Origin of the sequence: Streptomyces sp. NPDC058632 (assembly GCF_042717095.1) — a bacterium.
Classification (GTDB): domain Bacteria; phylum Actinomycetota; class Actinomycetes; order Streptomycetales; family Streptomycetaceae; genus Streptomyces.
This window is the reverse complement of record NZ_JBHXQZ010000040.1, coordinates 1-13,754: the sequence shown is the minus strand read 5'-3', so window position 1 is coordinate 13,754 and position 13,754 is coordinate 1. Positions and strand designations below refer to the sequence as shown.

The 13,754-nt window shown below is 73.6% G+C and carries 11 protein-coding genes and 1 pseudogene; 5 read left to right on the top strand and 7 right to left on the bottom strand.

Annotated elements, in window-relative coordinates:
- Positions 1 to 54: 54 nt before the first annotated feature.
- On the bottom strand, positions 55 to 738 hold the full coding sequence (locus ACFWVE_RS17270; RefSeq protein WP_384014426.1) for a response regulator: 684 nt from the start codon (positions 736 to 738) through the stop codon (positions 55 to 57).
- On the bottom strand, positions 735 to 3,161 hold the full coding sequence (locus ACFWVE_RS17265; RefSeq protein ID WP_384014423.1) for a histidine kinase: 2,427 nt from the start codon (positions 3,159 to 3,161) through the stop codon (positions 735 to 737). Before ACFWVE_RS17265 ends, ACFWVE_RS17270 begins: the two co-directional genes overlap by 4 nt.
- A 384-nt stretch (positions 3,162 to 3,545) precedes the next feature.
- Between ACFWVE_RS17265 and ACFWVE_RS17260 the strand changes: the two genes are divergently transcribed.
- On the top strand, positions 3,546 to 3,992 hold the full coding sequence (locus ACFWVE_RS17260) for a DUF5707 domain-containing protein (protein ID WP_384014420.1): 447 nt from the start codon (positions 3,546 to 3,548) through the stop codon (positions 3,990 to 3,992).
- Between the two features lie 77 nt (positions 3,993 to 4,069).
- Here ACFWVE_RS17260 and ACFWVE_RS17255 read toward each other — a convergent pair whose 3' ends face one another.
- Entirely contained in the window at positions 4,070 to 4,783 is a 714-nt protein-coding gene (locus tag ACFWVE_RS17255) for an ABC transporter (protein ID WP_384014419.1), read from the bottom strand.
- An 82-nt stretch (positions 4,784 to 4,865) separates the two neighbouring features.
- Between ACFWVE_RS17255 and ACFWVE_RS17250 the strand changes: the two genes are divergently transcribed.
- Positions 4,866 to 5,087, top strand: coding sequence for a hypothetical protein (locus ACFWVE_RS17250; RefSeq protein WP_384014417.1), 222 nt, complete (start codon positions 4,866 to 4,868; stop codon positions 5,085 to 5,087).
- A gap of 424 nt (positions 5,088 to 5,511) precedes the next feature.
- Here the strand turns inward: ACFWVE_RS17250 and ACFWVE_RS17245 are convergent.
- The 4 genes and pseudogenes from ACFWVE_RS17245 to ACFWVE_RS17230 all read right to left on the bottom strand — a co-directional run.
- Positions 5,512 to 5,980 (bottom strand): annotated as a pseudogene (locus ACFWVE_RS17245) (TetR-like C-terminal domain-containing protein); the annotation flags it as partial.
- A 396-nt stretch (positions 5,981 to 6,376) separates the two neighbouring features.
- Positions 6,377 to 8,347: a copper resistance protein CopC gene (locus ACFWVE_RS17240; protein WP_384014414.1), complete on the bottom strand. Its 1,971-nt coding sequence runs from the start codon at positions 8,345 to 8,347 to the stop codon at positions 6,377 to 6,379.
- Between the two features lie 218 nt (positions 8,348 to 8,565).
- A complete protein-coding gene (locus tag ACFWVE_RS17235; protein WP_384014411.1) occupies positions 8,566 to 9,195 on the bottom strand; it encodes a GNAT family N-acetyltransferase in 630 nt (209 codons plus the stop codon).
- Positions 9,188 to 11,458, bottom strand: coding sequence for a penicillin acylase family protein (locus tag ACFWVE_RS17230; protein ID WP_384014544.1), 2,271 nt, complete (start codon positions 11,456 to 11,458; stop codon positions 9,188 to 9,190). The genes ACFWVE_RS17235 and ACFWVE_RS17230 overlap by 8 nt, the downstream gene beginning before the upstream one ends.
- A gap of 76 nt (positions 11,459 to 11,534) precedes the next feature.
- Between ACFWVE_RS17230 and ACFWVE_RS17225 the strand changes: the two genes are divergently transcribed.
- The 3 genes from ACFWVE_RS17225 (at position 11,535) to ACFWVE_RS17215 (ending at position 13,628) form a co-directional block, all read left to right on the top strand.
- A complete protein-coding gene (locus ACFWVE_RS17225; protein ID WP_384014408.1) occupies positions 11,535 to 12,257 on the top strand; it encodes a siderophore-interacting protein in 723 nt (240 codons plus the stop codon).
- Positions 12,258 to 12,502: 245 nt separating this feature from the next.
- Entirely contained in the window at positions 12,503 to 12,799 is a 297-nt protein-coding gene (locus tag ACFWVE_RS17220) for a type II toxin-antitoxin system VapB family antitoxin (RefSeq protein ID WP_381208455.1), read from the top strand.
- A 205-nt stretch (positions 12,800 to 13,004) separates the two neighbouring features.
- Positions 13,005 to 13,628 carry a LytR C-terminal domain-containing protein gene (locus ACFWVE_RS17215; protein WP_384014541.1) on the top strand — a complete coding sequence of 208 codons (624 nt, stop codon included), beginning with the start codon at positions 13,005 to 13,007 and terminating at the stop codon, positions 13,626 to 13,628.
- Positions 13,629 to 13,754 lie beyond the last annotated feature (126 nt).

The following is a 13,754-nucleotide window of genomic DNA, read 5'->3' as shown; positions in this document are numbered from 1 at the left end:
GATCGGTCATGGTGGTGGGCCTCTGTCTTTCGGTGCCGGACGTGATCAGGGACGTCAGAGGTGGGCGCCCGGCGGATGCGGGCGGGCGAGGCCGACGTCGTAGGCGAGGATCGTCGCCTGTACCCGGTCGCGCAGTCCGAGCTTGCGCAGCAGCGCGTTCACATGGGACTTCACCGTGCCGACGGTGATCCCGAGTTCGGCGCCGATCTCCAGGTTGGTGAGTCCGGACGCCACCAGGGTCAGGACGTAACGTTCCCGCGCGGTCAGGGTGTCCAGCTCGGGGTGGGTGCCCCCGGTGTGGATCCGGGTGGGCGCACCGGACGCGTAGTGGCCGATGAGCCTGCGGGTCGCGGACGGGGAGAGCACGCTCTCGCCGGCGGCCACCACCCGGATGCCCTGGAGCAGTTCGGCGGGGTGCACGTCCTTGAGCAGGAAGCCGGAGGCGCCGGCGCGCAGCGCGTCGAAGACGTACACGTCGAGGTCGAAGGTGGTCAGCACCAGGACGCGGGGCGCGTTCTCCTTGCCGGTGATGATCCGGGTGGCGGCGATGCCGTCCAGTTCGGGCATCCGGACGTCCATGACGACGACATCGGGGGCCAGTTCCTCCGCGAGCCGCACCGCGGCGGCGCCGTCGGCGGCCTCGCCGACGACCGTCATGTCCTCCTCGGCCCCGATCACGGCGGTGAACCCCGCCCGTACGATGCCCTGGTCGTCGACGACCAGCACCCTGAGGCTCATCGTTCCCTCTCCCCCTCGTCCCCCTGCCCGGCGACCGGCGCGCCGGTCGCCCCGGGCGTGCCGCCGGCCTCCGTGCCCGGAGCCTCCGTGCCCGGAGTCAGGGGCAGCCGGAGGTGGACGGTGTCCGCAGGGCCGGTGGTCACCGTACCGTCGAGCGCCGCGACCCTCGCCACGAGCCGTTCCCGCACGATGCCGTGGGCGGCGCCCGGCACCCCGGTGACCGTGAGCGTCAACATGTCGTCGCGCGCGTCGAGTTCCAGGACCGTGGGTCCCTCACCGCTCGCCGCGAGCACGGTCTCGGCCGCATGGTATGCGGTCAGGTCCACCGCGGTGGGCAGCCGCTCGGGCACCCTGCCGGTCAGCCGTATCTCCACGTCACGGCCGGTGGCCCGGCACTGGTGGGCGAGCAGGTCGAGGGCCTGGAGGGTGGGCTGCGGCCGCCGCGCGACCTCCGTCCCGCCCTCTCCGACCGTGTCGAGGAGGGCGCGCATCGCGGTCAGGGCCTCGCGGGCGCGTTCCGCGGTCCCGTCGAGCCGGCCCGCCTCCGCCTCCGCGACCATGTCGGCGGTGCGTGCCAGCACGGTGGTCTCCAGCCCGGCGGCGATCCGGCGGCGCTCGGCCCACGCGTCCCGGACGGCCTCCTCGGTCCAGGCGGCGAGACGTTCGTCCCGGGTGCCCTGGACGAACCGGTCGCGCCGGCCGCGCAGGGTTCCGCCCCACAGGGCCGCGCCGACCGCCACGGACGCCCCGGCCGTCGCCGACGCGGCGACGGCCCAGACGGGGGCCGTGGTGCCCCGGCCCAGGACGGCGGCGGTCGCGGCCGCCGCGTGCACCGCCACAGCCAGTGTCACTGCCGTCGCCGTCGCTGCTGCGACCGGGCGGAGCCACCGGGGCGACAGGTGCGCGCGGTTCCCGGCGGGGGGCGGGCCGGCGGCGGTACGGGACGCCTGCGCCGCGTGTGCGACGAGCGCCCCACAGGTGGCGAGCATGCTCAGCGCGGGCGGCAGGACGACCGGCCCGGTGTAGTCGCCCACCGCCATCGCCACCGGCCACAGCGGGGCCAGCGCGAGCAGGACGCCGGTGGCCGCACGGGGCGCCCGGCGCAGCCACAGCAGCGTGACCGCCTGTGCCGCGGCCAGCAGCGCGAAAAGCGCGCCGGCGGACACCTGCGACCCGCTCGGCATGTCCTCCGCCCTGATGACCAGGACGGGGAGGAGCGGCTGCAGGACGAGGCCGGCCGCGGCCGTCAGCTGCGCGAGCCGGTAGCCGCGGGGGACGGACCGCTCCACCGGGGCCGCGGTCCGGCCGGGCAGGGCCGCGGACACCTCCCAGCCGCCGTCCGCCGTCGGGCCGCTGGTCAGCGTGCCTCCCGCCTCCCGCGCCCGGGACCGCAGGAAGGCCGTGCCGCGCCCCCCGCCGAGATCCGCGCCGTGCGCCGTCGCCCCGGCCGGCGGTGCCGAGCTCGTGACCACGACGTCCGTACGCGTGTCGCCGTACCGGCACCGCACCCTCGTGTGCGCGCCGGGGGCGTGCCGGGCCACGTTGGTCAATGCCTCACGCACGATGCCGAAGGCCGCGTCGGCGACGGAGCCGTCCGGCAAGGGACCTATCTCGTAGTCCACTTGTTGGCCCAGCCGCCGGAATCCCTCGACCAGGTCCAGCAACCGGTCCTCGGGCGAGGAAAGTTCCTCGCGCGAGGGCGAGGGCGCCCGTACCGCGCCGAGCGCTCGGGTCACCTCGTGGCCGGTGCCGACGGCGAACCTGAGTGCCTCGTCGGCCAGTTCGGGGCGAGCCTCACGCAGGCCGAGCGCCGCGCCCGCCGTGACCACCACGGCCGTCAGATGGTGGGCGCTGACGTCATGCAACTCCCTTTCCATGCGCCGTAGTTCGGCCGCCGGAAGGCGATGGCGTTCGGACTCGGCACGTTTCAGCAGCTGTTCGGCCGCCCGCCGTGCGCACCGGGCCCGCCGTACGAACAGGCCTGCGCCGCACGCGGTGGCGTACAGCAGGGCGGTGAGGACGAGGTCGAGCCCGTCCTGGTCGCTGAGCCCGTGCAGGCCGATCATGTGCAGGAACTGCCAGGCGGCGAGCGCCATCGTGCACATCACCGAGGTGAAGGCGTCGCGTTCGGTCGCCACGGTGAACAGCGCCAGTGCGACACCCGCGGTCCCGAGTACCGCCATCGCCCCGGTGGGCAGCGGCCCGGCACCCAGCGCACAGGCGGCGGCGACCAGGACGAGGGTGGTCACCGGGCGGGTACGGCGCAGGGCGAGTGCGGCCGTGACGGGCCCTGCGACCAGGATCGCCACGAGGAGGGCGGACGCGGGCGGGACGGTCCCGCGCGCCAGCGCCGCCCCCGGCCACACCACGGCCTGGACGCAGATCAGCAGGACCGGGAGCAGCCGGTCGTCGGTTCGCTTCATGAGGCGTCAAGGCTATGACCGCAGGCGGGCCGCCCGACTCCGGCTGGAGACGGATCCCCTTCTCTTACCTGGGTTGCAGGCACAGTGCCACCCGCCCGGTGGAGACGCCGAAGCCCTCCTCTGCCTCCGGTTCCACACGGCAATCATCCTGCGGCCCGAGGAGCGGGGGCGCCCCCGGCCATAGTCTCGATCACATCGGGAAAGCGGCCCACCACCGGCTCCACCACCGGTTACAACCAGCGGTTACAACCAGCGGTTACGGCCAGCGGACTTCCTCCGGAGCATCACTTTCCCGCTGTCCGAGCCGGCAGGCGCGACCTCGCCCGCTCCCGCCGGCCAACCGAGCGAGTTCCAGCGAATTCGCCCACATTCAGGGGGTTCACCATGTTCAAGCGCGTTCTCATCGGATCCTTCGCCGGTGCCGTCCTCGTCGGCGGAGTCGCCGCCGGCTTCGCCGCGGCCTCGGCGCCCGAGAAGCTGTCCCTGAAGGACGGCTCGGCCCACTACACCGCTCCGTCCGGCGACAGGGCGGGCGCGTTCACCTTCACCACTGACGTGAGTGACGACTCGGGCGTCGAGAACCTCAACGTCCTGGTGTGGCCCACGGCTTCGAAGCTGAACCCGACCGAGGCGGAGCTCCGCGAGGTGGACACCGCCACGTGCCGGAGCACCTCGGACGAGACCTCCCGCTGCACCTGCACGCTGAAGGTCACCGAGAAGGAAGCGGCGGCGCTCGACCCGGGCGCCTGGCAGGTCTCGGCACTGGCGACGGCCAAGGACGGGGACACCCTGTTCGTATCCTCCGCCGCCACCTTCGACATCAAGCGCTGACCCGCCACGCTGCGGCCTCGTGGGCCCCGCCGAACGGGATCGGCGTACCGGACGGCGAACGGCGGGGCCCTCCGCGCTCAGTCCAGGACGTGCCGCAGGTAGGAGCGCGGGTCGGCGAGGTAGCGGCGCCAGTGCTCGACCAGGGCGAGTTCGTCCCAGGCCGTCCGGCGCATGCCGTGGTCGCCGACCTCGATGATGTCCGCGCCGGGCAGGGCGGTCAGCAGCGGAGAGTGCGTGGCGCAGATGACCTGGCCACCGCGCTTCACCAGCTGGTCGATGTGGCCGAGCAGCTCCAGGCACGACGTGAACGACAGCGCCGCCTCCGGCTCGTCCATCACGTACAGCCCGGGATGGAGGAACTTCCCCCGGAACGCCGCGAGGAAGCCCTCGCCGTGGCTGACCGAATCCGGTGCGAACCCTTCTCGGTCCAGCGCGTCCAGCGCCGTCTCGGCGCGCAGGAAGAAACCCTTGCGGGCACGCCAGCTGCCCAGCATGTGGCGTCCTCGCGGCGCCGCGTCGAAGCGGATCCGCTCGCCCAGCACCGACTTCGGACGGTGAGTGGCATAGCGCCAGTCGTGCGAACCGCCCCAGGAGTCCAGACCGAAGCCTTCGGCGAGCGCCTCGACCAGCGTCGACTTGCCCGAGCCGTTCTCACCGACCAGATAGGTCACCGACGCGGTGAGGCGCAGCCCGTCCGCCGCGAGCCCCCGCACACAGGGCACGGACCACGGCCATTCCCCCTCTTCCTCATCGGGCGAGACACCGGATACGTACGCACGTTCGACGATCACACCCCGAGTTTCCCATGGAGCCGGGAGTAGTGGACTGTGGAGGACGGTAGCAAGCGGCGCCCGCAGGCCCATACTGGTGACAATGACAAAGCCACTTGCATCGAAGCGCATTCTGCCCACCAGCCCCTTCAAGGCCCCGGTCGCACCGCCGCCCAAGCACTTCGCCGTGGGCGACCAGGTCACGCACGACATGTACGGTCTCGGCCGGGTGATCGGCATCGAGGACGGAATCGCGGTACTCGTGGATTTCGGTTCGGCGCAGCAGCGGATCCTGAGCCCGTACTCCAAGATGAGCAAGCTGTAGCAGTACCGGTCGCACCTGTAACTGTGGCTGGGGCCGAAGTTGCCGCTGCGACCTGCGTCACAGTCGTGGCAGCGGCTCCGGAACCGCCGGGCCCGGTCACGACACGCCAGACCCATTCATGGCCCCGCATCGAATCGGAGACCTCTCATCGAAACCTCGCTGTTCTCCGCCCCGGAAGGGGCACCGCGCCGGACCACCGCGGCATCGCCACCCCCGGCGGCGGACCCCTTCCAGGCCCCGGACTTCGGGGAGGACGAGACCTTCCCGTTCGAGGATGCGGGGGCGTCGCCCTTCCCGGACCTGAGCACGGGTACACCCCGCCGCGGGGCGCGCTAGCCCGCAGCCGCGTGAACAGGCACGACAGGACCCCGGACCGCCGAGCGGCCACCGGGGTCCTCGGCATGTCCCTGCCGCACACGGGACATCAGCCCGGTCCGGCGGCCGGGATGCGCCGGTGGAGGTCGGCGAGCATGGTGCGCATCGAGGTGCGGAACAGTTCGGCCCGGTGGTCGCCGATGAAGGACGTGGGGCCGAAGACCTCCAGGACGACGAGGCCGTGCATGTGTCCCCAGGCACTCAGGAGGAGCGAGGTCGCGGAAGACGGCAGAGCGTCGGGTCCGTCGGATCCCAGGAGTTCCAGGTGGGCCCGGAACGGGGACGAGGGCTCGGGGACGAGGGCTCGGGGACGAGGGCCGCGGCCGGTTGTTCCGCGGTGACCCGGCGAACAGCTCGCGCTGGAAGATCGCGCTCATCCGGAGCATCGCCCGGGTCGTGGAACCCCTGACGGGCGCCGCGTAGTCCCGCAGCGGTGCCCCGTGGAGGAGCTGGAACCGCTCGGGGTGGGCGATGGCCCAGCCGCGGTAGCCCCCGACCGCGACCACCAGACGCGGAACGGGCACGACAGCCGGCACCGCCGGGACGACCTGTCGTCCACGTCGTCATCGACCGGGCCGTCGCCGAGGCACCCTGGCCACGTACACGGCCGGCCTGTCCGCGCTCGACGGCGTGGAACGCGTGGAGTCCGGCACGGGCACCTACGCCGACGGACGGCTCACGGCACCGGCCGGTCCCGGCGACGCCGGCCTCACCCGGCCCGACGCACAGCGCATCAGCGTGGTGGGCGCCCTGCCGCCGAAACCCGACGAGGCCCAGAACCTGGTCGAGGCGGTACGCACGCTGGAACCGCCCGCCGGATCACAGCCCCTGGTCGGCGGAACCGCCGCCCAGCTGGCCGCCGCAGCCACGGTCGCCGCACACGAAGAAGCCGACGGGCGTCTGATCTCTGCGGCTCAGGGTTCGATGCGCACGGGGCGGGACTCGGTCACCTGGTCCACGTCCGAGACCCTGATCGTCGCCTTCATCGTCCAGGTGCCCGGCAGGGGGAGGGTGAGGTCGCTGGTGGCCCAGTAGCCGCCGCGGTCGGTCAGGTCGGCGTCGATCGGGCCGACGTCCTTCTCGGTGAGGGTGAAGGAGAGACGGAGTTCCGGGATCGAGTCCAGGGCGCCGGCGGAGTCGAACGCCACCGCCTGGACGCCGTTCTCGCCCACCCGGCCCGGGTCCAGGGTGATCTGCACGCCGCCCTTCCCGCCGGGGACGTCGACGGCGTACGGGATCGTGACCACCGTCGCCGCGGGCAGTCCGGCGACCGGGGCCGTCCCGGTCGCCGAGGCCTCGGCCTCGGCCCGGGCCGGGAGGGTGCTGGTCAGCACCGTCGTGACCAGCAGCACCACGACCGCCACCGCCGCTTCCACCAGCACGGAGACGCGCAGGGCGCGGCGGTGGCGGTCGAGGGCCGGGTCGTCGGGGTCGGGCACCCCGGACGGGTCCGGGGCGGGCGACCGGGGGCCCGGGGCGCCGTCGTCCGAGGCGGGCTGTGCGGGGGCGGTGGGCCGGGTGGGGGCGACCGGTGAGGGCTTGTCCGGGGTGGCGGAGGCCACCAGTTCCGGGATCCGTTCCCGCACGGCCGCCGAGGTCCTTTCCGCGGACTTCTCCGTATCCGCATCCGTATCCGTATCCGCGGCTGTACCCGCGGCTGCGGCCGCCGAAGCCGCCGAAGCCGTCGTCGCCGGACGGAGCGTCAGGCGGCGGGACAGGCCCGCCGCCGACAGCAGTGCGGCCGTCAGCACGAGCTTGACGGTCAGGGTCCTCCCGTACGACGAGTCCACGAGCGCCGACCAGGAGCCGAGGCCCCGCCAGGACTGGTAGACGCCGGTGACGACGAGGACCGTCACCGAGAGGAAGGCGAGGCGGGAGAAGCGGGTGACCGTGGCGACGGGCGGCGGGGTGGCGGCGCGGAACAGGGTGATGAGCAGGGCCGCGAGGCCACCGAGCCAGCAGGACATCGCCAGCAGGTGCAGTACGGACGACGTCATCGCCAGCGGGACCTGGATACCGGCCGAGGCGTGCTCGGCCGACGCCCACGTCAACGCGAGGGCGACGGCCAGGACGGTGCCCGCGGCGAGCAGGACGGGCGGCGTCCGGCCGTCCTGCTCACCCTCGCCCCGCCGCAGCAGAGGCGGGCGGGGCAGGCGGGGCAGGCGCAGGAGGATCGCCGCCGCCGGCACCAGCAGGGCGACCCGGGTCAGCAGCGCGATGCCCGGCCGCTCGGTGAGGACGCCGGTGAAGGCCATGAGGTCGAACGCGGTCGCCGGGGAGGTGCCGTTCTCGTACGGAGCCCGCAGGACGAGGAGGACCACGGTGGACGTCAGCAGCGTCCACCAGCCCGTGACGAGCGGCATCCGCAGCGGGGCCGTGTCCGGCGGCCGGCACAGGGCCGCGAACGCCACCGTACCGATGAGCAGCGCGGCGGCGATGTACGCGAGATAGCGGCCGGTGTCGTAGAGGCTCGCGGTGACCGGGTGCTCCGCCGGTGGCGCGGGCACCGCGGCCGCGGTGGGCGAGGGTTCGCCGATGGAGAAGGTGAAGGCCCCGGAGACGGGGTGGCTGTCCGCGGAGACCACCCGCCAGGCGACCGTGTAGGTGCCGTCGTCGAGCCCGCCGGGCAGGCCGACGCGCGCGGTGTCGGACCTGCCGTCGGCGTGCTCCGGCTCGCCCAGCGGCACCCGGTGGTTGTCGGGGCTGTAGATCCGGAAGGAGTCGTCGAGCAGGGCGACGGACTCCGTGAAGGTCAGGGTGACGTGCCGGGGGGCGGACCGGACGACGCTGCCGTCCTCGGGGTCGGCTCCGCGGAGCGCCGCGTGGGCGCTCGCCGGGCCCGCGCTGCCGAGGAGGAGCAGGACCAGCAAGGTGCCCAGCAGCACCAGCCCCTGAAGTCGCCGGGTTCCGGGGCTCGCCGCTCCGCGGCCCGTCGCCCCGGGGCCCGCACCTCGTCCGACACCGCCCGCCGCCCCACTGCGCCGCCGCTGCACGTCGTTCCCGCCTCCCGGTCATCCGGCAATCCGGCTTCGGATGGGGTACGGACGTCGGGCGCGAAATGCTCACCGCCCGGCGGGACGACGATCCGCCGGGCCGGTCCGCATCACCTGTCGCCGAAGGCCGCCTCCCGTGTGAGGAACGCGAGCCGGGCCTTCTTCTCCGGCAGGTACACGTCCGGCAGATCGATCTCGGGCAGGACGACCTCGGGGCCGGCCGTGAAACCCTGCCGCAGGAAGCGGGCGACCGCCTTCTCGTTGGCCACGTCCGGGTCGACCACCACACGCCTGCGGTCCAGGCCCAGCAGGACGAACCCCATGAGCGCCGCCACCAGCGTGGCGGTCCACCCGGAACGCGCCCCCTCCGGGCCGGCCGGAGCGAGCAGCAGGTGGACGCCGATGTCGCCGGGCTCGACGGGGTAGCAGTCGCCGACCCGGTCGGCCTCCGGCTCGTACGTCTGGAGCAGCGCGGCCGGCTCGCCGTCCTTGACGGCGAGATACGCGTGGTGGGTGCCGAGCGTGTCCATGTGGGCGTAGATCTCGGCCACCTGCTGCTCGGTGAGGCCGTTCATGCCCCAGAAGACGGCACGTTCGCCGCTCACCCAGCGGTGCAGTACGGGCGCGTCCGCCGACGGGTCGAGCGGCAGCACGCGTACGGAGCCGAAGCCGTCGGCCACGTGCTCGTGAACGGCCACGCGGGACGCGTACGGGCCGGACGGGGCGTACGGGTCAGGCATCGGTCTCCTCCTGAAGCTCGTCGGTCGTCTCTTCACGCTCTTCGTGCTTCCCGGTCTCTCCGTGCGGGGCCCGGACCACGTCCTCCCTGCGGAGCCCGTCCCAGTCGGTGACGACCGGGACCAGGTCCCCCGCCAGCCACAACGGCAGCTGGTCGCGGTGGTGCGGCGAGCCGGGGAGGCCCGAGGCGCCGAGCGGCACCACCCAGCGGCTGTCCTCGCGGCGGGCCAGGTCCCAGACGTAGCGGGCGGCCGGACCGCGTGCCGCGAGGTCGGTGAGACCGGGCACGGAGGAAGTGCACAGCACGCAGTCGTGGTCGCCGGACAGCGCGGGTCCGTCGTACGGCGTCGTGGGCGGCAGGGCCCGCCAGGGTGCCAGCCGGTGGGTGTCGCCCCAGGTTCCGCTCGAGGTACCGGCCGGGTGCCGGGCGGCCGCCTCCTCCAGCGCCGCGCGTACCGCCGCCGGTCGGTCGATGCCGTACAACTCCTTCGCGGTCAGGAGGTGTTCGAGCGCGTAGCCGATCCGCGGTACCAGCGCGAGCCAGGGCCGGAACACCTCCGGGTAGGCCGGGGGCGAGGTCAGCCCGGCGAACGCGGGGTGCGCCGCCAACCGTCGTACGAGCGCGCCGCGCACCGCCGCGTAGAGCGCCGCACCGGCGCTGTCCGCGTCCATGTGCCGGTCCCAGGCCAGCAGTCGGTCGCGCAGGCCGGCCGCCGCACCGGTCAGGCCGTCGAGGGCGGCGACGTGATCGAGGAGGGCGGCGGCGGAGGCGAGGTGGGTGTCGGTGTGGAGGGCGGGCATCTCGGCGGCCGACCAGCGTTCCCGCCCTGCGAGCAGCGCGGCGATACGGTCCGCACGGTGCGGCGCGGCGAACTCGACGCCGAGCGGGGCCGCCGGGCCGCTCTGGTTCGCCATCACGGCGACGCCGTCGGTCAGCCCGGCGCGCGGCGCCTCGTGCCAGCCGTCCCAGTCGTGGCCGGGTTCCCACGCGGGCACCGGACGGATCCGGTTGGCCTCGGCCCGGACCGGCACCCGGCCGGCCACCCGGTGCAGCGTGCCGCCCTCGGTGTCGGCGGCCTGGACCACGTTGACCGGCTCGGCCCACAGGTCGAGGGCCCGGTCCACGTCGGCGACCCGGCGGGCCCGCAGCAGCGGCAGCAGGGCGCCGAAACCCAGGTCGCCGGTGACGCGGGGCGGGTGACGCAGGGCGACGGCGACCGGGGGCGCGCCGGGCTCGGGCACTCCGTCGTCGAGGCCCTCGGGGCCGCCGATGATCACCGGCCCCCGGTCGGTCTCGATCACCTCGACCTCGACCGGGTCCTCGCCGGCGACCTCGATGGTCTCGGTGTGCCGCGCGGCCCGGTGCCAGATTCCGTCCGGGCCGAGCGCCTCCACCCCGCCCCCCGAGCTCTCGGCTCCTCCCCCACTCTCGGCTTCGCTCGAGCGGGGGGACCCCCATGCGCACGGGGCGCCCCCGTCGGTGCGGCGCAACCGCTCCCGGTAGAGGTCCTGGTAGTCGGCCATGGCGTTGGTGATCGCCCAGGCGACCGTGCCGGTGTGGCCGAAGTGGGCGATGCCGGGAACGCCGGGAACGGCGATGCCGACGACATCGAACTCCGGGCAGGACAGGTGGATCTGCTGGTAGACGCCGGGATCCTCGATGAAGCGGTGCGGGTCCCCCGCGATCACCGCCTGCCCGGTCGCCGTCCGCTCCCCGGCGACCAGCCAGCCGTTGCTTCCGGAGGTGCCGGGACCGTCTGCGGCGAACAGCCCCACGGCGTCCGGGCCGAGCCGCTCCACGACCTGCTCGCGCCAGAGCTTCGCGGGGAACCCGGCGAACAGGATGTGCGTGGCGAGCCACACCGCGAGCGGCGTCCAGGGCTCCCAACGGCCGGGCACGAGGGCGGCACGGGCGAACTCGGGGGCCGGGGAGCGGGAGGTGCCCGGGGCCGGGGCCAGCCCTTCGTTGACCCCCTCCACGTACGCCCGGAGCCACTGCCCCGTCTCCGGGTCCCGCCGGTCCAGTTCGGCGAGGCAGCGGCGGGCCGTGTCGGCCAGGCGGACACGGCGGGCGAAGCGGTCCCAGGGGAGGGCCTCGGGGCCGAGGAAGGACGCCGAGGTGCCCTGCGCCCTGTGTCGTTCGGTCTCCAGCTGCCAGGCCCGGTCGAGGGCGGTGACGCGGCCCTGGACGCGGGCGAGTTCGACGGCGTCACCCGCCCGCAGATGCGGAATGCCCCAGGCGTCCCGGAAGATCTCACCGGTCACTGCGCCCCCCATTCATTTCAGGTTAGGCTCCCCTAAGTAAGCCGTGGCGGAATCGTACGCGAAAGGTGAACGGACGATGGGGCAGGGGCGGGGCTGGGAGGGCGCGGTCCTCAAGCTGATGCGCGCCAAGGACTTCGGGTTCACGGTGACGCGCGCCGAGGACATCACCCCCGGCTACCGGCGGCTGCGCTTCACCGACGGCGGCATGCTCGCCGCGACCGGCGTCCACCCGACGATGTGGGTGCGGCTGTGGTTCGACAACGCGGGCAGGCCGCACCAGCGGGCGTACACCCTCGTCGACCCCGACCCGGCGGCCGGCACCTTCGGCCTGGAGTTCGCCCTGCACGAGGGGTGCGCCAGCGACTGGGCGCGGGCGGCGAAGCCCGGCGACACCATCGAGGCGACCGTGCAGGGCACGGGCTTCGACGTGCCCGCCCCCGACCCCTCGCACGTCTTCGCGGTGGGCGACCCGGCCTCCCTCCCGGCGATCAACTCCCTGCTGGGCGCCCTGGGATCCGCACCGGCGACCATCTGGTTCGAGGGCACCCTGGACGGACTGCCCTGCCTCGCCGACCCGGAGCGGCACGAGGTGCGCGAGGTTCCGCGCCTCGGCTCCGGCACCCACCTCGTCGAGCGGGTCCGGGCGGACCTGCCCGGGCTGCTGCGGGCCCACCCCGACCCGTACGTCTGGGTCGCCTGCGACACCGCGACCACCCGGACGCTGTCGGCGTTCCTGCGCAAGGAACTGGGCGTGCCCAGGCAGCGGATGCATGCCCTGGGGTACTGGCGCGCGAGCTGACCGCCGACGCCCGGCACCCGCCCACGCACCGCTCGGCACCCGCCCACGCACCGATGGTCACGGGACGACGCCTCCGCACGACAGGCCGCGCGTGGTGCCCGCACGGACCCGACCGAACCGGCCGCACCCGAATCCGGACACACGCGCCCCCTTTCATTGAAATCGGTCAAGATCTGTACGCACTTGCCCGTGCCGCCACAGCCAGGAGGCTGCGCCCGGAACGTCTGGGCCGGTAGGCTTCCCGTGTGATCTTCAAGCGCATCGGAAACGGCCGGCCGTACCCCGACCACGGCCGGGAAAGCACCCGGTCGTGGGCGGACGTCGCACCGCGCCCGGTCCGCCTCGATCAGCTCGTCACGACGAAGCAGCAGCTCGACCTCGAGACCCTCCTCGCCGAGGACTCGACCTTCTACGGCGACCTCTTCGCGCACGTCGTGAAATGGCAGGGCGATCTGTACCTGGAGGACGGGCTGCACCGCGCGGTACGGGCGGCGCTCCAGCAGCGTCAGGTGCTGCACGCCCGCGTCCTCGAACTGGGCTGACACTCCCCGCCCGTGGTCCTGCGGCCCGGACGCCTGCCGGCACGCCAGTACGGCGGCGGGTCCCTTCGCTCCCGCCGGACGCCCCCCTGCCGACACAGGGGTTGACCCTTTCGGGTTGGACTGCGCCCTATCGAATGATCATCTAGTAGGCATAGTCGCCGGAGCGCATTACGCTGCGCCCATGAGCATGCTGACTCCTCCCGGCATGGGCGGCCAGTACCAGATCCGGGGTGACAAGTACCCGCGGATGCGCCGACCCCGACGCCGCGGCAGGCTCGTCGTCCTGGCCATCACCTCCGTCGCGGCGCTCGGCGTGGCCGGCTGGGGCACGCTGCAGCTCTTCGATGTCTTCACCGGGGGCGGCAACCCCGCCTCCGCGGTCGGCGTCAAGGCGGGCTGCGTCACCGGGGCGAGCCCCTCGCCCGGCCCGAGCCCCGGTGTCGCGCTCCCCGAACCCGGCCGGATCACGGTCAACGTCCTCAACGCCACGACCAGGTCCGGCCTGGCCAAGAAGACCGCCGACGAGCTGAAGAAGCGCGGCTTCAAGATCGGCGACGTCGGCAACGCGGCCAAGGAGTACGACAAGAAGGTCAAGGGCACCGGAGTGCTCCTCGGCCCCGCGTCCGCTCTCAAGACCTCGCTGCCGGTGCTCGGCGCCCAGTTCGCCGACGCCGAACGCCGCACCGAGGCATCCCGCAAGGGCGGCGAGATCGACCTGATCATCGGCGACGCCTTCACCCGGCTGACGGCCGAGGCGGACGCCGACCGGACCCTCGCCGCGCTGAACGCCCCCAACAAGCCCGCACCCACCGCGAAGAAGAGCTGCTGACCCCGGCCGGGGCAGAGACAGAGGGCAAGCAGAAACAGAAGCGGCCGTCCCCCAGCCCCCCCACCCCAGCGCCCACTCCGCCCCCACCGACAGCGAGGCCATCGACACAACGTGGGAGAACACCCA

What these genes read in the sequence shown, in the direction of transcription:
- ACFWVE_RS17270 (WP_384014426.1), bottom strand. Translation starts at nt 738, where the DNA reads ATGAGCCTCAGGGTGCTGGTCGTCGACGACCAGGGCATCGTACGGGCG.
- ACFWVE_RS17265 (WP_384014423.1), bottom strand. Translation starts at nt 3,161, where the DNA reads ATGAAGCGAACCGACGACCGGCTGCTCCCGGTCCTGCTGATCTGCGTC.
- ACFWVE_RS17260 (WP_384014420.1), top strand. Translation starts at nt 3,546, where the DNA reads ATGTTCAAGCGCGTTCTCATCGGATCCTTCGCCGGTGCCGTCCTCGTC.
- ACFWVE_RS17250 (WP_384014417.1), top strand. Translation starts at nt 4,866, where the DNA reads ATGACAAAGCCACTTGCATCGAAGCGCATTCTGCCCACCAGCCCCTTC.
- ACFWVE_RS17235 (WP_384014411.1), bottom strand. Translation starts at nt 9,195, where the DNA reads ATGCCTGACCCGTACGCCCCGTCCGGCCCGTACGCGTCCCGCGTGGCC.
- ACFWVE_RS17225 (WP_384014408.1), top strand. Translation starts at nt 11,535, where the DNA reads ATGGGGCAGGGGCGGGGCTGGGAGGGCGCGGTCCTCAAGCTGATGCGC.
- ACFWVE_RS17215 (WP_384014541.1), top strand. Translation starts at nt 13,005, where the DNA reads ATGGGCGGCCAGTACCAGATCCGGGGTGACAAGTACCCGCGGATGCGC.